The 25,641-nt window shown below is 34.3% G+C and carries 21 protein-coding genes and 1 tRNA gene; 6 read left to right on the forward strand and 16 right to left on the reverse strand.

What is annotated here, in order from left to right; all coding sequences use genetic code 11:
* Nucleotides 1–58 precede the first annotated feature (58 nt).
* Nucleotides 59–143: transfer RNA gene (locus BELBA_RS10460), tRNA-Ser, on the forward strand.
* 292 nt (nucleotides 144–435) lie between these two features.
* Here the strand turns inward: BELBA_RS10460 and BELBA_RS10465 are convergent.
* A complete protein-coding gene (locus tag BELBA_RS10465) occupies nucleotides 436–3,600 on the reverse strand; it encodes an SIR2 family protein (protein WP_014772663.1) in 3,165 nt (1,054 codons plus the stop codon).
* A gap of 484 nt (nucleotides 3,601–4,084) precedes the next feature.
* Here BELBA_RS10465 and BELBA_RS10470 point away from each other — a divergent pair, with 484 nt between their 5' ends.
* Both BELBA_RS10470 and BELBA_RS10475 read left to right on the forward strand, forming a co-directional pair.
* The gene (locus BELBA_RS10470; protein WP_014772664.1) at nucleotides 4,085–4,432 is read left to right on the forward strand and encodes a hypothetical protein; all 348 of its coding nucleotides are present in this window, start codon (nucleotides 4,085–4,087) and stop codon (nucleotides 4,430–4,432) included.
* A gap of 112 nt (nucleotides 4,433–4,544) precedes the next feature.
* A complete protein-coding gene (locus BELBA_RS10475; protein ID WP_014772665.1) occupies nucleotides 4,545–5,258 on the forward strand; it encodes a hypothetical protein in 714 nt (237 codons plus the stop codon).
* A gap of 394 nt (nucleotides 5,259–5,652) precedes the next feature.
* On the opposite strand, the gene BELBA_RS10480 is transcribed toward BELBA_RS10475, so the two are convergent.
* The 8 genes from BELBA_RS10480 to BELBA_RS10510 all read right to left on the reverse strand — a co-directional run bounded on the left by BELBA_RS10480 (nucleotide 5,653) and on the right by BELBA_RS10510 (nucleotide 16,611).
* Complete coding sequence (locus BELBA_RS10480) at nucleotides 5,653–8,868, reverse strand: type I restriction endonuclease subunit R (RefSeq protein WP_014772666.1); 3,216 nt, start codon at nucleotides 8,866–8,868, stop codon at nucleotides 5,653–5,655.
* Nucleotides 8,865–9,854, reverse strand: a complete 990-nt coding sequence (locus BELBA_RS10485; protein ID WP_014772667.1) for a nucleotidyl transferase AbiEii/AbiGii toxin family protein — start codon at nucleotides 9,852–9,854, stop codon at nucleotides 8,865–8,867. Before BELBA_RS10485 ends, BELBA_RS10480 begins: the two co-directional genes overlap by 4 nt.
* A complete protein-coding gene (locus BELBA_RS10490) occupies nucleotides 9,851–10,576 on the reverse strand; it encodes a type IV toxin-antitoxin system AbiEi family antitoxin domain-containing protein (RefSeq protein WP_041779318.1) in 726 nt (241 codons plus the stop codon). The genes BELBA_RS10485 and BELBA_RS10490 overlap by 4 nt, the downstream gene beginning before the upstream one ends.
* Before the next feature lie 110 nt (nucleotides 10,577–10,686).
* Nucleotides 10,687–12,615: an ATP-binding protein gene (locus tag BELBA_RS10495; protein WP_014772669.1), complete on the reverse strand. Its 1,929-nt coding sequence runs from the start codon at nucleotides 12,613–12,615 to the stop codon at nucleotides 10,687–10,689.
* On the reverse strand, nucleotides 12,605–13,777 hold the full coding sequence (locus BELBA_RS10500) for an SIR2 family protein (RefSeq protein ID WP_014772670.1): 1,173 nt from the start codon (nucleotides 13,775–13,777) through the stop codon (nucleotides 12,605–12,607). The genes BELBA_RS10495 and BELBA_RS10500 overlap by 11 nt, the downstream gene beginning before the upstream one ends.
* The gene (locus BELBA_RS20345; protein WP_014772671.1) at nucleotides 13,774–13,902 is read right to left on the reverse strand and encodes a hypothetical protein; all 129 of its coding nucleotides are present in this window, start codon (nucleotides 13,900–13,902) and stop codon (nucleotides 13,774–13,776) included. Before BELBA_RS20345 ends, BELBA_RS10500 begins: the two co-directional genes overlap by 4 nt.
* 14 nt (nucleotides 13,903–13,916) lie before the next feature.
* Nucleotides 13,917–15,065, reverse strand: coding sequence for a restriction endonuclease subunit S (locus BELBA_RS19320; RefSeq protein ID WP_014772672.1), 1,149 nt, complete (start codon nucleotides 15,063–15,065; stop codon nucleotides 13,917–13,919).
* Complete coding sequence (locus BELBA_RS10510) at nucleotides 15,049–16,611, reverse strand: type I restriction-modification system subunit M (protein WP_014772673.1); 1,563 nt, start codon at nucleotides 16,609–16,611, stop codon at nucleotides 15,049–15,051. The genes BELBA_RS19320 and BELBA_RS10510 overlap by 17 nt, the downstream gene beginning before the upstream one ends.
* A gap of 446 nt (nucleotides 16,612–17,057) precedes the next feature.
* Between BELBA_RS10510 and BELBA_RS10515 the strand changes: the two genes are divergently transcribed.
* From BELBA_RS10515 to tnpC, 3 genes are all read left to right on the forward strand, one after another.
* Nucleotides 17,058–17,303 carry a hypothetical protein gene (locus BELBA_RS10515; RefSeq protein ID WP_014772674.1) on the forward strand — a complete coding sequence of 82 codons (246 nt, stop codon included), beginning with the start codon at nucleotides 17,058–17,060 and terminating at the stop codon, nucleotides 17,301–17,303.
* 115 nt (nucleotides 17,304–17,418) lie between these two features.
* Entirely contained in the window at nucleotides 17,419–18,336 is a 918-nt protein-coding gene (locus tag BELBA_RS10520; RefSeq protein ID WP_014771594.1) for an IS1595-like element ISBeba2 family transposase, read from the forward strand.
* Between the two features lie 246 nt (nucleotides 18,337–18,582).
* The gene (tnpC, locus tag BELBA_RS10525; protein ID WP_245531052.1) at nucleotides 18,583–20,025 is read left to right on the forward strand and encodes an IS66 family transposase; all 1,443 of its coding nucleotides are present in this window, start codon (nucleotides 18,583–18,585) and stop codon (nucleotides 20,023–20,025) included.
* A gap of 183 nt (nucleotides 20,026–20,208) precedes the next feature.
* Here tnpC and BELBA_RS10530 read toward each other — a convergent pair whose 3' ends face one another.
* The 7 genes from BELBA_RS10530 to BELBA_RS10560 all read right to left on the reverse strand — a co-directional run bounded on the left by BELBA_RS10530 (nucleotide 20,209) and on the right by BELBA_RS10560 (nucleotide 25,549).
* Complete coding sequence (locus BELBA_RS10530; RefSeq protein ID WP_041779320.1) at nucleotides 20,209–20,526, reverse strand: hypothetical protein; 318 nt, start codon at nucleotides 20,524–20,526, stop codon at nucleotides 20,209–20,211.
* 149 nt (nucleotides 20,527–20,675) lie between these two features.
* Entirely contained in the window at nucleotides 20,676–21,512 is an 837-nt protein-coding gene (locus BELBA_RS10535; RefSeq protein WP_014771031.1) for an IS3 family transposase, read from the reverse strand.
* The gene (locus tag BELBA_RS10540) at nucleotides 21,509–21,802 is read right to left on the reverse strand and encodes a transposase (protein WP_014770860.1); all 294 of its coding nucleotides are present in this window, start codon (nucleotides 21,800–21,802) and stop codon (nucleotides 21,509–21,511) included. Before BELBA_RS10540 ends, BELBA_RS10535 begins: the two co-directional genes overlap by 4 nt.
* 29 nt (nucleotides 21,803–21,831) lie before the next feature.
* The gene (locus BELBA_RS10545; RefSeq protein WP_014772677.1) at nucleotides 21,832–22,431 is read right to left on the reverse strand and encodes a hypothetical protein; all 600 of its coding nucleotides are present in this window, start codon (nucleotides 22,429–22,431) and stop codon (nucleotides 21,832–21,834) included.
* 31 nt (nucleotides 22,432–22,462) lie between these two features.
* The gene (locus BELBA_RS10550; RefSeq protein WP_014772678.1) at nucleotides 22,463–23,320 is read right to left on the reverse strand and encodes a DUF5712 family protein; all 858 of its coding nucleotides are present in this window, start codon (nucleotides 23,318–23,320) and stop codon (nucleotides 22,463–22,465) included.
* Nucleotides 23,317–23,868 carry a hypothetical protein gene (locus tag BELBA_RS10555; protein ID WP_014772679.1) on the reverse strand — a complete coding sequence of 184 codons (552 nt, stop codon included), beginning with the start codon at nucleotides 23,866–23,868 and terminating at the stop codon, nucleotides 23,317–23,319. Before BELBA_RS10555 ends, BELBA_RS10550 begins: the two co-directional genes overlap by 4 nt.
* A gap of 322 nt (nucleotides 23,869–24,190) precedes the next feature.
* On the reverse strand, nucleotides 24,191–25,549 hold the full coding sequence (locus BELBA_RS10560; protein ID WP_014772680.1) for a DUF3987 domain-containing protein: 1,359 nt from the start codon (nucleotides 25,547–25,549) through the stop codon (nucleotides 24,191–24,193).
* Nucleotides 25,550–25,641 lie beyond the last annotated feature (92 nt).

A 25,641-nucleotide genomic window follows, 5' to 3' on the forward strand; every position in this document is an offset into this window, starting at 1 on the left:
TGTTTTGAGTTTAGAAAAAATAATTGTGATTGCATTTACAAAGTTTTTCTAAAATAATAGAGGAGTGGCAGAGTGGTCGATCGCGGCGGTCTTGAAAACCGTTGTACCGTGAGGTACCGGGGGTTCGAATCCCTCCTCCTCTGCAAAACAAAACCCTAACAAACTGTAAAACAGGATGTTAGGGTTTTTTATTTTGATTGAGGGACGAGACAAGGGACGGATTTAATTAATTCTTTATCGAGAAAAAACTTTTTGAGAAGTATAGAACTTCTTTTATTAAGCATGCTGATTATTTTCACTTTTATATTTCAGGAAGTTGATATTCTCTGTTTTAGTCTTTGCTCAACATTTTTTTAATTTCTAAATTGTATTTACTCTCAGTCTTCTTTTTTATTATTGATTGAGGGCATTTAGACCGTCCTATGCACTTTTATGCTATTCTGAATTATTATCTGTAGTTTGAACTATTTCTGCCATTAAACCATATAAGTAAAAATGTAATTTTACTTTTACTTTTGAGCCAACTGAAAACTTATCATAGTTCCCTTTTATCAATTTTGCTGTTAATTGAATGTTTGATATTTTAATAGCTTTAAATCTCTCCGCAGATTTTTTAACTACAATTGCATCAAATAACATAATTTCTCCATCAGGGTCTTTCCATTCATAGTGGAATTCGGGATGTAAATTATGATATCTATGCTTAATGTTCCTTAAGTAGTTTTTACCATCATTGTAATTAAAGTTATATGTTTCTGCTATGAATTTGAAAAAGTAAAAGCGAAGTGGAAATTCTTTTTCCAAATTTATATTTTCCCTTGCCATACGCAATAACTTTACCCTTGTGTTCGCTTCATGTAAATATCTACCATAAATTTTAAATAAGAACTTTACTACTTCAAAGTTTTCTTGCATAAATTCCATTTCTGACACATAAAAGTCACATTTTTCGAATTCTTCCTTGCTTAAATGGTAATTATGCAATAAAATACAAGCATAAGGTCTTAACCTTACATTTTCGTATAACTCATCTAAATATTGCTTATAATCTTTATTATCATTGTTATGATTTAAATAATTAGCATAAAGAGTTTGTAAACTATCAATTCTATCCAGATTATCAGTTACTGTCCTGTTTGCTAAATCAAATAAATCCTCAATTAGAATCTTTTTTTGCATTACATCTTCAATTTCGTAATCTATGTTTTCTAATTGCCAAATAATTAATTTGATGTAGTCAACATAACTGAATGCGGAAAATGGGTCAAGAAGCTGTTTTAAGACGAATAAATCTTGAGCTTCTTTTATATATATGTTTGTATAAATTAATTGAGTTTCTTCGCTAAAGTAAAGTTTAGCTAGTTCAAAATTTAAAACAGCGCGTCTGTGAATAAACCTATGGTTTCTATAATCTAATAGCCCTTCAGCATAGAGGATAAATCCGATTGCTTTTTTAACGGTAGTTTTTGTTCTCCTATTTTGAAGATTAATAGCATAGTTTAAAAGAAAATAGGGGTCGTCTGATAATTTAGTATATCCAGCATCATAAAGTTTATCAATTTGCGTGTTGTTATAATCGCTATTTTTTCCTAAAGCTTTTAACAAATTATTAGCTAAATAAGAGTTTGTTTGTCCATTCTCAATTTGCTTTAACATTTGTTCATAAAATTGAAATTGCTTGTCTTTGTTTGGAATAAAACGGTTGACAAGTCTTTCTGCTATAAGGGGATGTTTAGTTTTGAAATACAAATCTGGTTGTGTTCCATGTGCTGAAACGTATTCTTGGATAAGTATTCCTTTACCCTCTGCCTTAACTATTCTTGTAATGAATTCATCCCAATCCATTTTAATGTTTTGCTTTAACCAACTCGCCGGCATTAATAGTTTGTGCTTATGCAATAATGCAGTATATAAAAATGCTTGCTGTGCTTCTTTTGATAGTTGATTATAACAATCAATTAAATCGTTCTCATGTCGCCCTGATGTTATTGATGCCATCAATGCTACGAACGAATCTGAATTGTATTCTTTCATTATTTTTGAAACTAACCTTTTTTTTTCAGAAGCATCTCTAAAATCAATAAGATTGGTCTTTTTTAGTTTCTCTAGTAAGTCTTCAATTTCCTCTGTCGTAAATTCTCCTGATATTCTCAGTTCATATGAATTAGGAACAGTTCTATTAAGTCTAAACTTTTCTAATATGTTTACGCGTATTGGTGCAATGAAGAAAATATTGCAGTCTTGAAACTGCTCAATACTAATGTCTCTTTGAATTTCAATTAGGGATTTAAAATAACTTTCAACTTCTATTTCATCACAAAAGAAAATGAAGTTTTTAGCTTTCATTGTTTTTATAAGTTCAATTAGATGTTCTTTTCTTGCCCTATTAAAATCAACAATCTCAAATGATACTAAATCTAAATCAGTCTGCTTTTCAAGTTCGTATATTAGACGCAAAGTAAATGTAGACTTCCCTATTCCAAAGTCTCCACTGATGAAAAATATTGGTACAAACGTACCTTTCTTATCATTTACAACTTTTAGAATTTCATCAGTAAATGATTGAGTGAAATTAGTCTTGGTTACATCTAAACCTCTCGTAATTACTCCAAAATTAGGTTCATCTCCCTTGTAATATTCTTCTTCTTTAATAAAGCGTTCTCTAGTATGTGTATTAAGTTGTTTTACAATTCCATCCAGACTTAGAAGCAATTGAGGCGGTGCAGAAATATGCGAATCTTTACTGCTTAAAAGTGACAACCCTTTTTTCTTGACGACAATGTCAGCGTTCTTTGTTTCCCATTCTTTATATTTTAAAAAGAAATCCTGAAATGAGCATTTTACGATGCAAATCTTATTTTTTTTATAATAGGCAAGTGTGTTTTCATTCGGAAATGGGTCAACGTTAAATATCCACCTTTTATCACGGAAATTATAAGAATCAAATTTATCTAGTAATTCCTTTCCAAAATCATCAGTAAAAGAGTATCCCATACTTAAAAACTGAATATCATGACTGATATTTTTCAAGTCGTTCAAAACTAATTTATAAAAACTGCTCAGCTTTCTAAAATCATCAGTTGAAAAAGCTAGCGGATATAAACTCTTATCTGAAATACATCCGTTCAATTTTATATAGCGGACTTCAGTATTAGATTCACGATAGTTATATTGCTTCTGATTTTTTACTGGCTTTAAGTCGTAAATTTTCTGTGATGAATCCATTATAGCATCAAACGCCCTTTCTATTAATAAGTCATAATTAGTGGTTATGATTTCACGCCACGGAATACTTGCCATTACCTTGTGTGCTTCTGATACAGTTAGTTTTTGAAGAAGATCTTGAACAAAATTATCAAAATGAGTTCTTCTGAAACTATCGTCTGCTGAAAGGATATCAAGCCATTTTGTAATGTTTGGTTCATTCAATTCTTTGCCAATATGAGATTCATAAAACTCGATTATTTCTTTACTCAAATATCTTTTTTCTCCAACTGACGCACCTGCACCTAGAAATAGAATTGTATTAGATTGTTTTATATTTAAGAAGATAGCATTTAGATCTTCTTCTTGTTTTTCAATGTCAAGTATGTGTTCCATTTAATGTTATATAAGTTCTTGGCTTTTCAGCGGGATTTTTATTTACTTTCATCAACTCAATTATAGATTCTTAAAACTACAACCTTCTCCACTCAAAACATATACCTATAACAGGGTATATTTGATCAAATTTGACACTTTTTGTACAAAAAATCGATTTTTCTTCCCCAAAGGCTTAAACTTCAGGGGAAGTAAAATGATCTCTAAATAGAATTCTTGCAGCTCTTGCATTCTTGCATTATGCTCTTTCCCGTACTGTTTTAAGCTTTTCACAGCCTTAAATGGTGCAAGGTCAATACATGTCTAGAACTCTGCTTAGTACTCTTAAATTAGCTTTAAACACCTTCTATCAATCTTTCTTTCTTTTCTCAGTTTTAAGAATATCTATCTAACTGTAATAGTATTTCATATTCGATATTATTAATAGTTTCTTTGATTATTAAACGCAAGGTTTTAGAACTTTATTCAACTCAAAGCACATGATATGTCACGATTTCAAAAGGTACTTTTAAACCCATATTTGATAGGCTGGGCTTATCTGATTGCTCTATTGAATTATGATTTTATGTTTTTCCGGGGAGAGGCTAGGGGGGTAGGTGCTCTTTTAATCCAGATTGTAATTATTGTAATTAAAATATTATCCTTTCTATTGGCAGGGAAATTTATGATCCAGGGACTAGGTAAAAATTTCGGAAGGTATTTTCTTTATTTTATGATGGTTATTGCGATGTTCCACTTTGGATCAATTTTGATTCCATCTGCCATTGATTACAATTTTATAGTGATACTTTCTGTGCCTTGGTTCTTTTATTTTGATTCAAAATCAAATTGAGAATTATTTTTGTGTCTGAAGTCTAGATAAAATACACGTAAATTGTGGAAGAGCATGTGTTTTCTTCACCTAAAATAATTGTATTTATTAAATTGGACTCTATATTTAAACAATGAGAACAATCAAATCTAGAGGGAAACTAAATATCATCAATAATATCCCGCAAGGGAAAGGATCTTTTAAAACTGCCGATTTTTTAGAAAAATTAGTAAACGGGTTTATTAAGTACTCGGGAAATTATATGGAGATTGTAAATGAATCACCATTTGCATATAGGGAAAGACAATTGAATTCATTATTTGGCCCTGCTATGGCAGACTTTACTGATGCCTTCTTAACGGAAATTCCAGCTATTAGAAAAAATAAAGCCGCTAAAACAGAATCATATGGATGGGTAGATTTTTGGGCAAGATATAGAAAAGTGGATTTCTATTTAGAATTGAAACATAGTTATGGATCATATAATAGTGGAGTTATTACCAAAGAAACAATGGATTTATGGGCAAAGGCTAAAGATCAAACTCAAAATTGTTCTAAAAGCTTGTTAAGAATGGAGGATTCAGATGGAATTATGGTACTTCCAGTTCAAGTAATCCCTATTTATGAAGGTATTTATTTTGAAAATGAACCTTCAAGTATAGAAAATACAGAGAGGCTACTTGAAATACAGAATTTTTATCATGATGAATTAGAAACTTCAGCAAATTGGTCTGCTCTTTGGATTATTCATAAGGATTTAGCTTATGATTCATATCATGTTAATGGAGATAAACGTGTCTATTATTCAGCAGTATTAATTGTTTCCAATGTGACAGATATTCAATAGCATAATAAGATTGCCTGTTGAGAGTAACCTGTGATCCTACTCTCTTAGTAAACATCATATTTCGGATTAAGGGACTCGTTACTTGTGACTGAATGTGAAATTATAGAAATAGGGCTCCTTCTTCTTTTTAAATTAGGTTTAACTCAAATTAATTATTTCTCCTAAAAGCAAAAGCGTCTGGGGAAGAAAAATGACAATCTTATTTTTTTGCAATCTTTGCATTTCTTGCACTATATACCTAGAATGCTTAGAATCGATGATTTTGACGTTCTTTTACTGCAAATTTTGTGCAATGTGTGCAAATATATTCTGGTTAATTCTATTGTTTTGGCTTCTGTACCCTATTATTTTAACCCCTTGGGTAATATCAATGAATGCAAGCACCTATTCTTTGTTAATCATTCTGATTTTTTTTGAAGTTTTCTGCTTGCTCAAAAATCTCAACATATACTTCATCTCTTTCAACAGGTGGATAGCCAAACTCGTCAAGCAACAGAATAAGCCCAACTTTTAAGGCTGATTTGATATCATCACGTTTATTCCAATCTGGAAATTTTGCTTGACCGTCGACCAATTCTTTAACAGCTTTGGCTAAAATAATCAACTTTTCCTCTGGGTATTTGAAGTCATATTTCTTACAAAGCTCTTTCAAAATATCATAAAAGGCCTTTTCTTCAAAATTAATTCCGAGTTCGTCTCCTGCATTAAACTCTTTATGGACTTCCCAAATCAAATCTGTCAAGGCAGATGCCATTTCTTCATATACTTCACTTCTCAAAATGTCGTTTGCATCACGGTCATTATAGCGTTCAACCAAGGCTTGCATTTTTTTGGTAAAGTCAATTCCTTTCACTCGGTTTACTTTCTTGATTTCCGCAATAACCTTTGCAAGTAGCTGTTGAAGCAATTTGATTTTCGTATTTGGCAGTTTGATTTTTTCAATCTTCGCCAAATAATCTTCATCAAAAATATCTTGTTCGGTTTCCGATTCGTCGCCCAGTTTGAATATTTCTTCTACTCCATCACTTTGTAACGCTTCTTTAATCATATCCCTAACTTTAGCATTCATCTGTGCTGTATCGGGTGCATTCCCTTTGTTTAATTTGAAAACAATGGAACGAACTGCCAAATAGAAGTGCGTATAGTCTCTTTCTAATTGTGATAGTTGTTCACTTCCTGCACAAATATCATAAGCGGCCTTTAGTCTCTTAACCAAACCCATAAATCGGGTTTCAAATTCTTTGGACTGTTGCACATATTCGGCAGCTAAATTTAAAGTGTTTAATTGCTGAAGGGTTGTACCATTGAAATATTTTGAATTGTCGAAAGTATGAAACAGTTTAGCTAAAAGGTCTAAATGATTTCTTACTATGATAATGGATTCATCAATGTCTTCAAAATTGTCTTTGTCGCCTTCGCTGTATTGCTTCAAAGCCAAATTCATTTGTGTTTTGATACCAATATAATCCACAACCAAACCTTTGTTTTTGCCTTTAAACTTGCGGTTTACTCGTGAAATAGTTTGTATTAAGTTATGTCGCTGAATGGGTTTGTCAATGTAAATGCTGTCCAAGAAAGGAACATCAAAACCTGTCAGCCACATATCGACCACAATTGCGATTTTAAAATTTGATTTTGGGTTTTTAAATTGACGGTCAAGCTCTTTGCGGTGTTCTTTTGTGCCTAGCAGCTTCCATAAAACCTCATTATCATCCTGATTACGTGTCATTATCATTTTGACACGCTCAATTGGCTTCAGTTCTCGTTTATCATTTTCGGTCAGTTCAACCCCTTCCTCAGCTGTTCTAATTTCAGCCCACTCAGGCCGGAGTTCGATTATATTCTTGTAAAGTTCGTAAGCAATTTCTCTGCTACTGCTTACAAATATTGCTTTACCTTTCACAGTCGCACCCTCGGAAACTCTTTTTTCATAGTGATTTACAAAATCCTCTGCGACTGCTTGCAGACGATCTGGATCACCTAAAATGGCATACATGTTCGCAGTTTGTTCTTTGCTTTTTTCTATTTGGTATTCATTGGTTCCCAATTCAGCTGCATCTGCATAATAGCGCTCTATTTTTTCCAATTCACTATTCTTCAAAGCTACCTTTGCTGCCCTACCTTCATATACAATGCGAACGGTAATTTCATCTTTCACAGATTCAGTCATCGTGTAAGCATCCACCACTTTACCAAACACATCAAGCGTTGCATCTATTGGTGTTCCTGTAAAACCGACAAATGTGGCATTGGGTAACGAATCGTGCAAATACTTGGCAAAGCCATACGTTTTCGTAACTCCATTTTCGGTTATTTTTACTTTTTGGTCTAAATTGACTTGGCTTCTATGAGCTTCATCAGAAATACATATGACATTGGTTCTATCAGTGAGCAATTCGGTGTCTTCTGTAAACTTATGAATGGTAGTTAGGAATACACCCCCACTTTGTCTGCCTTGGATTAATTCTCTTAAATCAGCCCTGCTTTCAACGCTTACCACTGTATTATCACCTATGAAGTTTTTAGCATTCGTAAATTGCCCGGAAAGCTGATCATCTAAATCGATCCGGTCCGTAATAAGCACAATGGTGGGGCTCTCAAAAAATTCACTTTTCATCAACAACCTTGTGAGATAAAGCATAGTAAAACTCTTTCCGCAACCTGTGGCACCAAAGTAAGTTCCGCCTTTTCCGTTTCCTTTGGGTTTTTGAGCTAACTTAATATTATCGTACAAAGCTCTTGCCGCATAATATTGGGGGTAGCGACAAACGATTTTTTCATTTTTCTTTGAGCTATCAGGAATGTAAATGAAGTTGCGAATAATGTCACGCAATCTGTTTTTGTGAAACATTCCCTGAATGAGTGTAAACATACTGTCTATGCCGTCAACTTCTTTTGTCAAACCTGACACTCTTCTCCAGGTATAGAAAAACTCATAAGGAGCAAAGAACGAACCTGCTCTGTTGTTAACGCCATCACTGATTACGCAAAAGGCATTGTATTTGAAAAGTTCAGGAATATCTCTGCGGTACCGTACCGTTAATTGTTTGAATGCATCAAAAATGGAGGCTTCTTCCCGAATGGCACTTTTGAATTCAAATACAACTAAAGGCAAGCCATTGATGTATACAATTCCGTCAGGAATACGTTTTTCTGTACCTATAATTTCTAACTGATTGACGAATTTGTAAATATTATTATCATTTTCATAGGCTGCTTGTTCATCTGCAAAAACAGAAAGCAGTGTTTCTTTTTCTGGTAGTCTGTGTTTATCTAGTCCTGCGAAATTGATCAGCTGTATGTATATGTCTTTTTGGCTTCGGTCTTCTCGTTTTAGAATAAAACCGTCTGAAAGCATTCGTAAAAAAGTTTTGTTGCTTTCGTATAAATCGGAAGAAGGAAGTGATTTGAGTTGGAGGATGATAGAATTGACTTCATTGATAGTGATGCCTTGCTCTGCATATTGGCTGAAAAGAAAATTGCTTAAATCTTCTTCTATCAGCACTTCGTCTGACTTACGGACAATGCTAATGCCCAAGTGGTGTGGGAAGCCTTCTTGCCCCAACAACTCGGAAAATGCCTTTTCTAAACTTGCTTCTGTAAATTTCATTCCTTGGGTTCAATTTTTATTGTCCAAGAAATTGTTTTTAATCTTTCTTGAATCATTCTTAATGTTTCCAAAATAGCTTCTTGTTTGGGTAATTCTCCATACACCAAATTTTTAAAGTCACCGTTGTAAATCGTTTTCAACTCGGTCCAAACATTTTCCAAGTCTTTGAAAATTAGTGCTTCATTAGGATGATGAATTAACCACTTATTATTATTTCTAAAACTTGCAACATCATCATTTGCTACCTTCAAAACCATTTCATTAAAAGCCGTTGAATGGAAAAATGCTGAAAATTCATCTTGCTTTAGTAGCTGATGCAAATCGTAAGTGTGTCTTATCTTTTTCTTTAAATCATCTATTGGATTTTCGCCATAAGAAAAACGAACTAAGCTCATTATTTTTTCGCAAATGGTTCTATCAGGTTTTAATGCCAGCAAGTCAAAAGGAAGTAGTCCGTTTTTATTAGCAATATCAGACTGTTTATTATCCAGCATCATTTGACCAACAAATGAAACGATGCTTTTGGTGGTGTATGGTTCGTAGTATCCTAACCAAGTTGATTCCAAAATGATGACATCTCTTACTTGTCCATAATTGCCTTTAAATTTTTTATCATAGGCGTGAGCTGTTTTACGATTCATTCCCATTTTATGAGTAATGCCTTCGATGGGAACTTCTGGCATTATGGTTTCTACAATCGTGCTTACTGCTTTTAATTTAGATTTTAACTTACTGTCTGTTTCTCCTTCACGTCTCAGTACTACTAAGTCAATATCTTCTGAAAAGCGTTCTATCATATTGTAACACTTGGATAGAGCTGTTCCGCCTTTAAAAATTGTGTCTTTGCCAATTTCGTTGTTGAAAATCGTAAATAGGGCGTAGGTAACCCAGTAATCTTTTTCTACATAAATGGCAGGGATTTTCATTTGGTCAGCCGTAAACTGAATCGCTTGTCTGAATAACGTTTTGTTTTCGTGCAACTTCATACAATATTCCATTTTTCGGTGGTGGATAAAGCTTTCGTAGCACCTGATAGCTTATACTTAGTAATTGGGTTCAATGATTTGAAAAGTGGTTCAGCTGCTTTCCCTTTTTGCAATTGATCTAACAAAGCACCCAATAAAGCCCTTGTAGCAGGCGGGTATTTTAATGCCAAGCGAACCAAGGTATTGATATCTTTATCAGTAAAGTTTTTGATAATAGCTAAAAACCGTTTGCAGGATGCTTCTATATTCGCATCAGGTATTTTTTTAATGTAGCGAATGGCATCCAATAACTGCAATAATGGAATATTCTCTTTGGTGATGGTGTTTTTTTGTTTTACAAAAGCAATCGTATAGCGTTCTCTTTTAAAATTGGGGCGGATCTGATTTTTTCCGATTTGTATGGTATTGCTTACCTGTGTGGTTAAGCCCAATTGGTTATAGATGCTGTAACCTGTGAGATAACCCGTTATTTTTCCATTTTCTTCCAATAAATCTTTTACTACTTGTGCCTGATTGGGTTGAAGGTTGCCAAAGGGCGTATTTTCGGGTTTATAGTATTTTCCTTTTGATAGTTTAGCGATTTTGCCCGAAGCTACCATACGATTCAGGGCTTTTATGACCGCTTCTTTTTGTTTCACCTCTGTAGTAAAGTCGGCATAGGTGAATACATAACCCTTGGGTAGCCTATCTATGTTAAATGCTATGTATTCAGTGGTTTTCATCTTTTTATTGTAATACAAAGATAGTTTATTTGTCCAGTTTATTAGAAAAAAAACTGGACATTTTTAAATTGTCAAGTTTATGGTGCGGAAAACTTGACATTCGATGTGGGTCAAAATGGAAAATCATCATCCTCTGTTTCACTATTTTCCTCTTCAACTTGTTCTACTTCCTCTTCTTCTGTTGATACTTCATTATCCCAAAAATCAGTAGGTCTGATTGTTTTATTATATGGTTCATTTTCTTTGGGGATAGGGTCAATATTTATAATTATTGGAACTTGAGCACTCAAGCCAGCCAGAACGCAAGAGCCTGTGGGTAGAATAGGCAACGCATCAAACGATATTTTATCCAAATATGAAATAGTCCTCTCAACAGCCTGAATATCTCTGTTGTTGATTAGTCGATGCAAAAAGTAATTATGCAATTGAGAAATGATTGTATCTGAAATATCAGATGGTCTTTGACTTGCGATGGTTAAAAATACGCCAAATTTTCGCCCTTCTTTTATTATTTCTTCAAAGGTTTCTAATCGATAATCTTTCCAAGTATCACTTTCTCTTTTTGAGTCATAAGATAGAATATTATGCGCCTCATCAATAATTAAATTAAAAAAGCTTCCATTTTCATTTTCATACCGAATTTTTTGTTCTAAATACTCTTTGCTTGCAACAAGCATTGGAATTGTCTTTTTTACAGAAAGGTTAGCATTGTTTAAATCAATAATAGCAAAATTATTTCCTGCGAAAATTGATCGATCAGAATCAAAATCAATAACCTTTTGCAAGTCTTTTGTTTTGCTTTTTAATTTGTTTATAGCTGGACTTATATGATCATTTTTCGCTTTATTTACTAATAGATCATCAATGATTTGTACATATAAAAAATGAATTATAATATCTAAGTCATTAGCAGGAAAATCGTAGCTGACAATTGACCTATAAAGACTTGTATTTTGAATTTCATCTGTATTAATTTGTCTATTAGTACCTAAAAGGCGGAAATAGTGTAATGTATTTTGCCATTCAAGTTCATCAAAAAACACTCTTTTAGAATCATTTTCAAACTCTGTATCAATTAGATGAAATAGATAGTCCAAAACCTCAAAGGCTTTGTCCTTGTCAGCCATTAGGAGTGTTTTATTCGTTTGATTTTTTAAAACCCCACGGAAATACTCAACTGGATTTTCTTTATCAAACACTTTTTTATACAAATTAACTGTTCTTTTCAAAAATGGCTTTTGAGTCTTTTCTGTTGCATCTGCGAGAATTGACAATAGCTCTACATTAAATAAAATTTCTCTTCCTAATGGTAATTTATCTTCATTTGGAATTTCATCAAATTCCAATCTAGTATTTAAACGATAGATTTTTTTGCTTGCTACGATTGCATTTCCTTTGGAGTACTCCCCATTAAAATCAATCAGCAGAAACTTTGCATTCTTTTTAAAACCTGAATTATTGGCATAGACCTTAAAAAGTTTGTGATATAAACTGGCAAGTGTATAGGATTTGCCACTACCAGTATTTCCAAATATCCCAATATGACTTGCAAACAAACTATTTATTCCAATACCTATCGAATTCCCTGTTTCATTGGATAAAACACCAATATTTAATTCAATATCAGGTTCACCATTAATGTCTTTGATGAAATTGTGAACTCTACTAAACTCGTCAGCAGTTAGTAAAAATGCCTCATTGTCAAGCAATGGCAGTTCTTTAACACCTTGTTTAAAAACCGATTTCTCAAAATAACCAATTAAACTTACCCTTAAAACCCTTTTAATTCTTTCCTTTTCTTGCTTATAATTTTTTTGACTGATGAGTTTATCCTCAGTAATAAATTCTTCATCAATCTTTCCAATTAACTCCTCAAACCCCTTACATACTTTTATATAGCTACCTACTGAAATACCTTTTATTATTTGTCCATTGAACAATAGGTGTGAAGCATTTTTGGATTTATGAACTTTTATTTCAATAATCCTACCTCTTACGGATTCTACTTTTCCAATATGTAAGGCTGAATTAATGTCCATCTGCTTTCTTTTCTGCCTTTTCTTTAGAAGGAGAGATAAGTTCTTTTGCTAATTTCCCTATATAAAACTCGTTAACTGTTCTCAAAAAGAAGTCGCCATTTTCTCTTGGTAAATAAATAATGTTTGCAGCTGTTCCTAATCTTGCTGTGATTTCTTGTTCTGCATTGTCATCATATGCAAATATTAATATCAGTAAAGTGGGATTGGCTTTGGCTACCCTTGTTGTGATTTTACAAATATGTTCATCTGCAAAAGAGAATCCGCTAACTAACAATATTGAATTTTCTCTTTCAAGGTTGTTCGAATACATTCGCAACAATTCGTAATATGAATATTTCAGAGTAGTTTCTTCAAATTTATCTTTATTAGGGTTAACCATTATTAGCTCGTCATAAGTCGAAAGGAACAAATTTAATTTATCTTTTAATCCTGCTGAATTCTCTTTTTCAGTAACTTTTATATATGCTTCTGATAAACCAATATATTTCCCCTCGTCATCAAAACACTCTATCAGTTCGCCCTCATTAAATTGAATATCGGTTAAGTTTTTAGTTACACTTAGTGCTCCGTCAAAATAGATAGTTTCATTTTTCTTATTTAGTATCCAATTTAAACTACCGTGTAGCTTAAATAAATTGAACAACGGAACTGTTGATTGGTATTCGTAATGGGATGAAACTTTATTAATTATGTTATGAAAATTTTCTGTTCCAAATTTAGGGTTCATTCTACCAGAAAAGCCATCATTTATAGAATATCCCAATTTTTCAAGCGCTACATCCAAAAAGACATCCATATTGGTAGTAAATAAATTCACTTGCTTTGAAATGATATTGGTGGAGCGTTTCACCAAAATGGTTTGGATAGATTGAAGTAAATCTAAGTAGGTATTTAGGGTTTCATTCGACTTATCATTAATCGCTAGCAATTCAATATTTCTTTGAATGCAGTTTTTAAAATAGTAATACTTTATAGAAACCTCTATCAATTTTAAAACTGATTCATCATCCTGTTCCTCATTTAACCCAACTTTCTTCTGTAAATTATCAAGTGCTTTTTCTATATCTGTTAAAGTGTTTAAAAATGGTTTTGATGCACCTGAACCAATTAGGAAATTCAGGTGGCAGCTTTCAATGACTTTTTTTATGTCTTCGTATTTCATTTTCCTTTTAACATTTTTTTACTTATGTTTTTATTAGTCGCATCCTTTCCAGCTGCAGCTCTACCAGATGTGGTTCTCTTGTCCAGTTTGCTCTCTTTTGTAACTCTTGAAATCTTCTTTGCCATAATTGTATTCTATTTTACTCCACTGTCGCCAACTTAGAAAGCAACAACGCTTTCAATTCCGTTAGCTTTTGGTTTTCTGATTGACTTAATTTCGTTTGCCTAAAAATATTTTGTGCTAATCCATTAAACCTCAAAGCAACTTCATCATTAGGAAGAATTGCTTCAGTTTCATAAAGCATATCGTATGAAACAAATGGCTGTGAACTTCCTCTTGTATTGGACATCAAATCTTTTGATAATAATGTCAAGTATGAGAACCATTTTAAATTTTCAAATTTTGCTAAACACATAACCCCATTATAGGTAACAAAGTGTTTACCAAATGCAAATACAACCTTACCACAATATTCACCCATATGACCAATTACAGGTGCGTCTTCAGAATTATATTCATCAAAACCTCCAATTACTCCACCCGCCCCATATATGGGATAAAGACCACCATTATTAGGATTCGTGTTGCCTTTGCCATATTGAAACTTATATAAATCTTCAAGTGTGCCAAGTTTCCATCCCTTCGGAATCTCTTTCTCCAATTCCTCATTCCAAACCATCTCACCACCATTGCTCTTGTAAGGTTTTCCGTATTTATCAGGAAATTCAAACTCCACAAACCACTCCCTATAAATCGCCTGTGCCGTTTCTTCGAGTTTTTGGATGAGTTGCTCGTTGAGTTGGATGCGGTTTTGGATGGTGTTGTATTCTTTTACGATTTCTCGTTGTTTGTCTATGTCGGGGATGGGGAGCATTACTTCTTGCATTTCGTCCCAAGAAAAAATTTCTCTGGCACTTCCGTGGCTTTTAAACCGTGCATAACGGTCAAACTCTGGTCTGCGAAACCACATCATTAAGTATTGAGGCAATAGTTTTTCGGTATCTGATACTTCAAATGGAATATATGCCTGAGAAATCATTGCTTCATCATAATCATCAAATAATGCTATGGTAATTTTTTCACCATTTCTGGAAGTTACGGGACCATAGCCAAATTGATTACGTTTGATAATTCGATAAGTCGTCATATTTGTTCCAACGGTATTGGCAATAGAAGGAATAAATTTTTTCTGAATGCTTAACCCCATTAAAGGAATATTGCTCAAATCTGAATTTCGTCCTTCAACAGGTTGTATGTAGTCGCCTAAACGTTTAAAATTTAATCTCATATCCCAACTCTTTGAATACGGTTAGTAAATCATTTTTGCTTTGGGCTTCTGCTTTGAGCAATTCAGTAAACTCAGTTTTTAAAGCATTCATTTTATCATCAAAGTCAATGTTTTCGTCTCTGTTGACAAACTCAATGTATTTACTGGGCACAAGTGAAAAATCTTTTTTCTCCACTTCTTCCAAAGTAGCAGCATAACAGAACTCTGGTACATTTTCTATCTCCTCCACCTGCCATTGGTGGTAGGTATTCACTACTTTTTGAATGTCATCATCAGAAAACTGCGTGTATTTCTTTTCAAAGGGTTCGCCCATTTGTCGCAAGTCCATAAAAAGGATTTCGTTTTCACGGTCACGGTAATTGCGGGTTTCATCACCAATCTTTCGGGTCTGGTCTTTTTTGTTCTTGTTCAAAATCCACAGCGTAACACTGATGTCGGTGGTGTAAAACAAGTTTCTTGGCAACACCAAAATGGCTTCCACCAAGTTATTTTCAATCAGCTTTCTGCGTATTTTGTATTCTTCGCCACCGCCACTCAAAGCACCGTTTGCTAATATAAAACCTGCTATCCCATTGTCTGAAAGCTTAGAAACCATATTCAAAATCCAACCGTAATTGGCGTTGCTTTTGGGTGGGACATCATAGCCCATCCATCGTGGGTCGTCCGTGAGTTCGTTTGATGCTCGCCAATCCTTTTGGTTAAAAGGTGGGTTGGCCATGATGAAATCGGCTTTCAGGTCTTTGTGTTGATCGTCACCAAAGGTATCTGCTGCTTTTTCGCCTAAGTTGCCACTGATGCCCCGGATGGCAAGGTTCATCTTTGCGAGTTTATAGGTGGTGTTGGTGTATTCTTGTCCGTAAATGGAAATTTCTTTTTTGTTGCCGTGGTGTGCTTCAATAAACTTGATACTCTGCACAAACATACCACCTGAACCGCAAGCAGGATCATAGATAATTCCTTTATAGGGTTCTATCATTTCTGCTATTAGGTTGACAATACTCTTAGGTGTGTAAAATTCACCCTTTCCTTTCCCCTCTGCCAAAGCAAACTTGGAGAGGAAATATTCATACACTTTACCCACCAAGTCTTGTTTGGGGTCTTTGTTGGTATCAATGTCGTTGATGGTATCAAGCAAAGAAGCCAATTTGGTCACGTCTAATCCCAAACGAGAAAAGTAATTGTCTGGCAATGCTCCTTTTAATGATTTGTTGTTTTTTTCAATGGTATGTAGGGCTGTATCGATGAGTAGCGCAATATCATTTTGCTTGGATTTTTTAATAAGAAAATTCCATCGACTGGATTCTTCTAAAAAGAACACATTGTTCTGATTGTAGAAGGCTGGCATTTCAATGTACTTTTCTTTGCCCTCAGCAATCAATTTTGCTCTATGCGCTTCAAACTTATCGCTAGCAAACTTCAAAAAAATCAAACTTAAAACTACATGTTTGTATTCGGCAGGCTCTACGCTACCTCTCAGTTTATTTGCCGCTTCCCAAAGAGTTACTTCTATTGGTTTTTCTTTTACTTCTTTCTTCTGCTTCGCCATTTATGCTTTTATCTGTTATTTAGTTTTCAAATTTAGTTCATTTATCTGAGCATTTGCAAAAACCAAAAGTGTCAATAGTACTGTTGCTTTTTTACTTCAATCACAACATTCTATTCCTGAGGTATATTCAATTAATTTCTTAAAATTATTAAATTATAATTTCATAAAACATACCAATAACAGGGTATTTTTAATCAAAATTGACGATTATTGATCAGAAAAGAGATATTTTCTTGTCCTTAAAGCTAAAAACTTTTGGGGAAAGAAGGTGTTTTTTCATAATAATGCTCAGTTTATCATTCTTAAGCTAAATTCTTTTTAAGCTCCATGTAAGCTGTAATTAGATTCATGGAAAAGTAATTTGACCCAAATCAATCAAAATGAAGTTTTGCAAAAGAAAATATTTTGATGATATTATTAACTTGTAAATGTTAATAATATCAACAATGGATGTTTTTGAAATTTTAACGGAACTGGATAGGAGAGAGGAGCAAATTGAAATCAAGCTCAAAAAGATCATAGAGGCTAATTTAAACCCTTTCCCTGGTGATAGAATACATAAGGCAAAGCTGTTACTTAAACTGATCTACGAATTCAAGAAGCATATTCAGGCAGATGAATTTATCCTTGCAGGAATGAAATTAAGGGATTTGGAAATTGAAGGATTGATGATCTTACCTGAGAGTAAATAGTAAAAAAATAAATATGTGTATCCGCTTGAATGCACGTGACAAAATTTGACAATACGTGTCAATTAGTTGTAGGTTGAGATTCGTTGTTGTTCCTTGTATAAAAATAGGAAACATTATGACAATACTTCAATTTCTACAATACTTTCCAGATGAAGAAAGCTGTGAAGTTTATATCAAAGAGAGCAGAGAAAAGGCAGGAATATGCTGTAAAACCTGTAAATCCAATACTAAGCATTACTGGTTCAGTGGTGGAAAATTCTTTGAATGTAGTCAATGCAGAAGGAGGAGCTCCTTAAAAAGTGGAACTGTAATGGAGAGCAGCAAGATATCTCTTCATACCTGGATGTTGGCTTTTATCTTCATGTCAGCTACTAAGAAAGGCTTTTCGTGTCTTGAATTCCAAAGGCAGGTTAGCTTGTCAAGATATGATACTGCTTTCAGACTGATGCATAAGATTCGTGCCATGATGGGTAAAAGGGATTCGCTGTATATCTTAAATGACATGATTGAGTTTGATGAATGCTTTGTAGAAGTTGCAACCAAAAAACAGGTAAAGCAAAACCTCAAACGAGGAAAAGGGAGCCAAAGACAGGCAAAAGTAGCAGTGGCTGCCGAATCTACCCCACTTGAAAATCCCAGAACAGGAAAGAAAGACAGAGCATGTGGATTTTATAAAATGGAAGTACTAGGAAAAGTAGATTCAGATCATGTCAACAAATTCATTAAGAAGAATATAGCTGGAGATGTCGTCCTGTTTACCGATAAAAACACAGCCTATGTTGATATTGTAGATATTGTTGACACACATTATATGGTTGTTTCAGACAAAGTAAGTGTCAATGAAACCCTGAAATGGGTACATAAAGGAATCAGTAACCTGAAAAGAAATCTATTGGGAATACATCACATGATCACATATAAATATTTACAGAACTACCTCAATGAATTCGTCTATAAGCTTAACCGAAGATATTTTGGAGAAAGACTATTTGACCAATTGATTATTGCAGCTGTTCATCCTTACGTGCAGTGATGCGGATACACATAAAAATAAATTAATTTAGTAATTTATAATAAATCAACGTAAAGTAAATTACCATGATAATTTAAAAAATATAAATTTAAAATTTGTAAAAATACATTGTAACTACTCAGGTACATTATTTACTGACCAATATTCAAGTATTTGGAGTCTTGTTGCCCTCTGTGGTGTATTGATGCGTATTTGTATGTGAATGTACGAAAATCAGCTTTAAAGTTGGTTTATCCACATTTTTTTGTGGGGAAAAACAGCGTGGATTATTGGTATTCATGGGATTATGTGCTGATATTCAGGAAACATTTCTATAGGATATTGGACCACAGAGATACGCTTATTCAGGAACTGATCAAGATGAACCTCCAGCTTATGGAGGAGGTCAAGTCTTTAAAATCTAGGGTATCCGATTTGGAAAATGAGCTTGCCCGTTACCGTAATCCAAAAAACAGCCGCAACAGCTCGGTTCCCCCTTCAAAAGACGAGAACCGCCCCAAAAAAAATCAGAGTCTCCGTCAGGATACAGGGCGCAAAACCGGCGGTCAGCCTGGACACAAAGGCCATACCCTTGAAATGACATCCTCCCCGGACATAATAGAAAACCACATCCCTTTATTCTGTACCTGCTGTGGTGGTGATCTGTCGGCGGTTCCAGCAGAACTGTCCTCCAAAAGACAGGTCCTGGATCTTCCTGTGATTAAAGTGGTATGTACCGAGCATAGAATCTTTTCCAAAAACTGTTCCTGTGGAGAAAAGATCAGTGGGTCATTCCCTGACAATATCAATGCCCCCATACAGTACGGGAGCGGTGTTGAAACCATTGTCGGTTATCTGCATGCCAGACAGTATGTTCCCTATAGAAGGATGAAAGAACTTCTCAGGGACTGCTTCGGTATTAATCTCAGCGAGGGGAGTATCGATAACATTATCGGTAGGTTTGCCCGCAAGTCTGCACCAATATATGCAAAGATAAAGACGGCAGTCTCTAAAAGTCCTGTGATAGGAGCTGACGAGACTGGGGCTAAAGTGGATGGAAACAAACAGTGGGTCTGGACTTATCAGACCGAGGAACTCACCCTGTTAGCTATATCTGAATCACGTGGACTTAAGGCGATGAATACACATTTTCCCGATGGGTTCGGAAAGGCAGTATTGTGCCACGATGCATGGAGGGCGTACTTCAACTATTCGGAAAATCTGCACCAGCTTTGTTGTGCACATCTGCTTAGGGAGCTCAACTACATTGTTGAACGCTATAAATCTAAATGGGCTGACAGCCTTAGGGCCCTGTTCAGGGAAGCTATCTCACTAAAGAGAAAACTCAAAAAACTACCGGATACAGAGAATAGCAGGAGTATTGCTTCCATTGAAGAGAAGATGGATAACCTACTCGCCCAACCTGTAGAGTCAAAACATAAAGAAGCAGTATCCCTACAAAAAAGACTCCTGAAATACAGAAAGTCACTTTTTACTTTTCTCTATCACCAAAAAGTACCACCGGATAACAATGCCTCTGAAAGAGCCATACGCAACATCAAGGTGAAACAAAAAATATCAGGACAGTTCAAATCCAACAATGGAGCTGAAAACTTCTGTGTTATAAGATCCGTCGTGGATACCCTGATCAAACGTTCGGGAAATATCTTAGAAAATCTAAATCATATAGCTAATTTACAACCTGAGTAGTTACAATACATTTTATAAAAAGTAAATATGTGTAAATTAAATCGTTTGATAATCAATATTTTATAATAAAAAGAGAAGATTGTATTTTTTAATAATTACATTATTTTTTTTGCTAAAAAAGTGAGTTGAAATTGAGTCTTGGTTAAAAAAATTGGGGAAGTTTCCTTCCCCTTTAGCTCAATCTTAGACTACTTTTTTTAGTAAGTCCAATGGTTCAAAATCATCATCTTCAGACCTTGTTAAGAGTATGTCATAAAATTTTAAAAGAATCAATTTTATCTCCTCTTGTGTCTTAAATTGAAATTCTTTTAATGCTGCTGGGGGAAAGAAAGTCCCTTCTATATCACCAATGTCAATGAAATGAGGATCAAGAATAGATTCAAACATTAAACTGAGGATTTTTATATTGGTAAGCGCAATGGAATCTAAACAAAAACTTAATTCAGTTTTGTTATTAGCAACTATTAATGATGAAATCTTTCTGTATTTCTCAATATCCAAAGGATAATAAGATGAAAAGTATTATAACACTCCCCATTTGTTGGACCAAAAGTATCAGTTGCTAAGTTAATTTATTTATTTGTTAATACTTCTTTAGTTGTCCTATTTCCCAAGGGTACCCTTGGGAAATAGGACAACTAACTTTTACTTTATGCTGCTTTTCGGGTTGGCCCATAATATCTTTCCCCAGGCTTCTCCCTAGTGGTATGATGAACCTTTTGGTTGTAATATTCAATATACCATTTGACACCTTTGAGCAGGTCATAACCGTCCTCGCTTGGGTTCAGATAGATGTAATCATACTTGATCGACTTCCAGAACCTTTCAATATATACATTGTCCAAAGCCCTTCCCTTTCCGTCCATTGATACTTTGATATCCAGCCCTTCAAGGTAATTGATCCATAAGGCTGATGTGTACTGGCTTCCCTGATCGGAATTGACTATCTCTGGCTTACCATTTTCTCTGATGGCCTCTTCGATTACCTGCTTACACCATTTGGCGTCCTGACTGTTGGATATACCCCATGACAGTATCCTTCTGCTGTAAACATCCATGACTGCGGTCAGGAACATAAACCCCTTCTGCATCGGAATGTAGGTGATATCGGTTACCCACACTTGGTTGGGCCTTTCAATCTTTAAGTTCCTGAGAAGATAAGGCCTGATATATTCACGCAAACCGGATTTGGTAAGGTTCTTCCTCCTGTAAAGGGTTTCCCTGCCCATCAGCCTGAAAAGCCTCCTGATGCGCTTTGGGCCGACAACGAAGCCCAGTCCTGTCAACAGATAGACCATCGACACAACGCCTTCAGTAGGGTGATCGGTAAGATGCCTGTCCATGATTCCCATCAGTTTCAGATTGATCTCGTTTTCCCCTTTTGGTTTGTAATATAGACTGCTTCGGGGAACCTCCAATACTTCACACTGTTTCCTTATAGAAAGCCCCTTATAATCGGAACAAACCAATGTCGCCCGGTCTTTCATATCCCCAGTTTCTTGCAGCTTTTTTTTAAAAAGTCATTCTCTACTTTTAGCTCTCCGATCTGGGCATAGAGCTGCTCAAGGGCAGGGCCTTCTTCCTTTTTCTTTGAATGATCCTTTTCAAATACAGCTGACATATTATCCAAAAACTCACCCTTCCACTTGGAGATAATCACAGGGCTAACATCGAACTTCTTGGACAATTCAGCCAATGTAAACTGATTCTTGATTGCTTCAAGGGCCACTTTTGCCTTGAACTCAGGAGAAAACTTTCGTCTTGTTTGCTTGTTCATAAGGTTAAATTTAAACGGTTTTTTTTAACTTAACCTCTGGTCTCAATTTTGGGGAGTATTATATATTGAGCAAATTTTTTATTTGATGCTTTTGTGATTTTCTCTATAATTGGATCAGTTTTTTTAATGAATGCAGCATCTCTATTGATATTTAGTTTAAATTCTTTATCGACTGTTACATCAGGATAGATACTCTGAAACATCCCGTACATCTTGTATTCAATGAATTTCACCTTATAAATTTGATCTGGAAAAATTTCACTTAATACAAAAGCATGCTCTTTCGGAAGATTTTTTTCAAGCCTTTTTAAAAAACCTAAGTAACTAAGAATAGTATGTGGAAAGTAAATTTGATCTGATTTTACCATATGGAAGTCAAATTCCAACGTCCCACTTAATGGATAATAATTTGATCTTAGATAATGAATTATTTCCATAATATCATAATCGACCACAAGCAAGTTGTCTTCAACGTCAAATTTTTTAATGAAGAAGCCTTCTTTTTCTATTTTTACATTTTTTAGCTTTCCAAGACTAATATATATTCTAACAATAACTTCATTCAATTGTATCAGGTTGTGCATTAAGTTTGGTTCATCTTGCTGGAAATCAATATTTTCGTTTTTCATTTTAATTTATGTTTTAGTAGTTTAAATTTGTTTACATAGACATTCCTTGATCTCTTTTTTTCTTTTTTCTAATCATTTCCTCTTCCTCAAATTCATACATCGCTGTATTGGCTTCTGGGGGAAACAAAAGAGACCAATCGATATTTGAGTATTTGGATTCAAGTCCTTTAAGGACCCTTGTTTCGCTTTCTACCTTAGGATTTTCTACCATTCTAGCTTCTCGAGCTATTTGATTACGTTCTTTCTTTTTTGCATTTCTAAATTCAAATGTTTCTTCAACTGTCCTATCCATTCTAGTCATAGAATCAAACATTCGTTCAGCATTCTTGAAGAAAATGCACCTATCAAAACCACCTCTAATTACGCCAGTTTGGGAATTTCTATGATTCGTACGAGGTGAGAGTTTTAGTTTTTGACTAATATCTTTTCGTGAAATAATGACATGAACATGATGATTCAAACCATACTTTTTTTTCCCTGTTTCCTCATCATATCTATAATCCTCAATTTTTGCGTAATACATGATATCCTTGCCAGAGAGGCCTTTATTGAAATTTTTGGCATAAAGATCCATCATATTTCTAGTGTAATTCATCAGAAATTCGTCCATTGACTGAGAATTCGGTTTTGATAATAGTTCTTTTTGAGACGGACAGATGTTCATCAAATAGTACTTCGAATCATCTTTGCCTAATTTTTTGATGTTTTTATCAATATTTCCAATTACTTCTTCCACTTTAACAGAATCCTTATCGAATGAAAAGAAATGTCTTTTAAAACTTTCCGGTTGGCCTTCATTTTCCTTTTCTAGGTAAATGGCAAGTTTCCTGCAGGAGCCTTTGTTAGAGGCTCCATTCGGATATTTTTTTGAACCAAATGTGATAATCATGACTTTTTAGAGGGAAAGAGCTTATTCTTTATGTTGATGATTTCTTTGGTGGACTTCACGAAATCAATAAGTGAAGAAGTAAACTCTCTTGATTGTCCAGGGGCAACCCCATTTAAAATGTTAGGATATTCATTATTTACATTTTTATAAAGTTTATACTGGCTTGCATATAGGGTCCTTATAAACTCAAAGTACTCTGACTTTTTACTTTCTAAGTCTTGCATTTTAGTATTAATAGAAATATCCATATGCTTAAAGAATTTTGACATGTCGCTCTGAATTGAAATAAGAGCCTGAGAATATTTTTCTATTTTATTTTCATCATTAGAATTACCATTGTTTTCAACTGTTTTTTGAATCTGATTCAATTTTTCCATGACTCTGTCTCTAGTCATCACCGTAGGGTTAAATCCTGTCTTGTGCGAATAATTGATCATATCTTCTACAAGTTGCTTTACTGACACTTTAAATTGATCAGCTAAGACCTTAACTTTTTGGTGTTGTTCAGGGTCAATTAAGATTGATTTGTTTTTGATTTGCGTTTCCATTTTGTCTTTATTTTATGGCTGTTAATAATATATTTTATAGTGTTTTCTTGGAAAAATATTGAATTGTGAATCATACAAAGAATGGGGCTTGCCCCATTCCCTCTCGCTATTATATTTTTCCTCATTCTAGCGTTTTCTCAGCCGTGTGAGATGGCTATATTTTTTTGGAAATTTATATTCATTATTACTCATCTTATCCTATGTTTAAGTGCATTTGATTTTTGCACTTATTGCATAATTTTTGCACTTGATATTACCCGAAATCAGCTTTAATAGGCTGATTTCGGGGTTTGTGAATAAAGTGCAAAGTCTGCAACTTTTTCTAGGCTTTGGAATATAAACCGGGACGATTTAGGGTGAAAAGGTTAGGGTTATTGGCTAGAAAGTAATAGAAGCTCCTAACCGAAAAACCTAATCTGCTAGCAATTTTTATTCCTTCGGATGAAGAAAATTGCTCTGGAAGTTTGTTGTAAAGCTCAAGGTGATGTGGCCGCAGCTTTGTAGCAGGATCTGTGTTTATTAGAAAATCAAGCGCTTTTTCCGATTGTCCTCGAAAGTATTCTGTTAGCATTATTGCTCTTACGGCTGTGCTGTAGGAAATTGAGTCTAGCTTTTCCTTTCCAAATGCCCAGTCTATTATATGAAGAATAAGGCATATCCGTTGAAGATGGATGTCAAACTTGGAGTAGATAGAAGCAATCGCTTCATCTGAAGAATCAACCAAGTTTTTGTTAAATACATTGAGCCATTCCAAAACTAGTTTTTGAGCTTTAGGGGAAAATGAAAAATTCTCAGTCTCATTTAAAGTCTCACTGTAATCAAAGACCTTTTGGATTTTATCCTCAAAAGAGGCTATCGGTAATTTTAGATTGATTTTTTTGTAAATGGCCTTTTCAGTAAAATTAGGCCATATGTAGAGGAATCTATCAAAAAATCCGGACCCATCAGCCAAGATTGAAGCTAGTGTTTTTTCTAATATTTTTGGTTGAGTTGTCCCTGCTAGCATCAGAAATGGATCAAGTACAGGAGGTATTTCTATTTTAGAAGCTCGATTTAATATTACTGGATCTTGTGACCAGAGTTCGAGATAGTTTTCTAAATCTGACCCTGATCTATACTTATTTAAATCCCGAAAGAATCCTGCAATCTCGTCTCTTATTTGAGCGACTCCTCTTGGGTTTTTCGCTAGGGAGTTGCCCACTGCCTCTAAAGTCGAATCTTTGAGAATGCTTTGTTTTCGAGTAGGAGGATCCATTGGATTTTCTTCTTTTTCTTCGGGTGATAGCTCCAGCCATCTTTCATAATCATTCTTGGCTTTTTGATACTTTTCAAATTCAAGTTTATCTAGTTCGTAGAAATATTTCATGGTTAATTTCAATGCAGAACTTTTATTTGATCCCGGGTTTCCAATAAGGGCTAGATACAATATTGGTTTTAATTTAGTCGTGTTTTCTAAGATCGAAACGGACATGTTATTTCCAATTGCGTAACCAAAAGAAAATAAGATGGATGCCCCTAAATAATCTTCATGTATACCCCTTCCTTGGGAAATTTTTTCTGTAATTCTCTGGAGTTCCTTCGGGAACACATTTAATGGGAATGTACTCTCCCTCTGACCTATTGAAATAATGTTTTTTAGGTTTTCTGAAATTTTCGGCAAATTATTTTTTTGATTTTTCATGATTCTATTTTTTTTAGTTAAAATAGAAAACCTTATATTTGTTTAAGGTTTAAATACAAGATTTTCAACTGATTAGATATAAGAGCGAACTG

The organism is Belliella baltica DSM 15883 (assembly GCF_000265405.1).
GTDB lineage: Bacteria > Bacteroidota > Bacteroidia > Cytophagales > Cyclobacteriaceae > Belliella > Belliella baltica.

What these genes read in the sequence shown, in the direction of transcription:
- BELBA_RS10465 (WP_014772663.1), bottom strand. Translation starts at nt 3,600, where the DNA reads ATGGAACACATACTTGACATTGAAAAACAAGAAGAAGATCTAAATGCT.
- BELBA_RS10470 (WP_014772664.1), top strand. Translation starts at nt 4,085, where the DNA reads ATGTCACGATTTCAAAAGGTACTTTTAAACCCATATTTGATAGGCTGG.
- BELBA_RS10475 (WP_014772665.1), top strand. Translation starts at nt 4,545, where the DNA reads ATGAGAACAATCAAATCTAGAGGGAAACTAAATATCATCAATAATATC.
- BELBA_RS10480 (WP_014772666.1), bottom strand. Translation starts at nt 8,868, where the DNA reads ATGAAATTTACAGAAGCAAGTTTAGAAAAGGCATTTTCCGAGTTGTTG.
- BELBA_RS10485 (WP_014772667.1), bottom strand. Translation starts at nt 9,854, where the DNA reads ATGAAGTTGCACGAAAACAAAACGTTATTCAGACAAGCGATTCAGTTT.
- BELBA_RS10490 (WP_041779318.1), bottom strand. Translation starts at nt 10,576, where the DNA reads ATGAAAACCACTGAATACATAGCATTTAACATAGATAGGCTACCCAAG.
- BELBA_RS10495 (WP_014772669.1), bottom strand. Translation starts at nt 12,615, where the DNA reads ATGGACATTAATTCAGCCTTACATATTGGAAAAGTAGAATCCGTAAGA.
- BELBA_RS10500 (WP_014772670.1), bottom strand. Translation starts at nt 13,777, where the DNA reads ATGAAATACGAAGACATAAAAAAAGTCATTGAAAGCTGCCACCTGAAT.
- BELBA_RS20345 (WP_014772671.1), bottom strand. Translation starts at nt 13,902, where the DNA reads ATGGCAAAGAAGATTTCAAGAGTTACAAAAGAGAGCAAACTGGACAAG.
- BELBA_RS19320 (WP_014772672.1), bottom strand. Translation starts at nt 15,065, where the DNA reads ATGAGATTAAATTTTAAACGTTTAGGCGACTACATACAACCTGTTGAA.
- BELBA_RS10510 (WP_014772673.1), bottom strand. Translation starts at nt 16,611, where the DNA reads ATGGCGAAGCAGAAGAAAGAAGTAAAAGAAAAACCAATAGAAGTAACT.
- BELBA_RS10515 (WP_014772674.1), top strand. Translation starts at nt 17,058, where the DNA reads ATGGATGTTTTTGAAATTTTAACGGAACTGGATAGGAGAGAGGAGCAA.
- BELBA_RS10520 (WP_014771594.1), top strand. Translation starts at nt 17,419, where the DNA reads ATGACAATACTTCAATTTCTACAATACTTTCCAGATGAAGAAAGCTGT.
- BELBA_RS10535 (WP_014771031.1), bottom strand. Translation starts at nt 21,512, where the DNA reads ATGAAAGACCGGGCGACATTGGTTTGTTCCGATTATAAGGGGCTTTCT.
- BELBA_RS10540 (WP_014770860.1), bottom strand. Translation starts at nt 21,802, where the DNA reads ATGAACAAGCAAACAAGACGAAAGTTTTCTCCTGAGTTCAAGGCAAAA.
- BELBA_RS10545 (WP_014772677.1), bottom strand. Translation starts at nt 22,431, where the DNA reads ATGAAAAACGAAAATATTGATTTCCAGCAAGATGAACCAAACTTAATG.
- BELBA_RS10550 (WP_014772678.1), bottom strand. Translation starts at nt 23,320, where the DNA reads ATGATTATCACATTTGGTTCAAAAAAATATCCGAATGGAGCCTCTAAC.
- BELBA_RS10555 (WP_014772679.1), bottom strand. Translation starts at nt 23,868, where the DNA reads ATGGAAACGCAAATCAAAAACAAATCAATCTTAATTGACCCTGAACAA.
- BELBA_RS10560 (WP_014772680.1), bottom strand. Translation starts at nt 25,549, where the DNA reads ATGAAAAATCAAAAAAATAATTTGCCGAAAATTTCAGAAAACCTAAAA.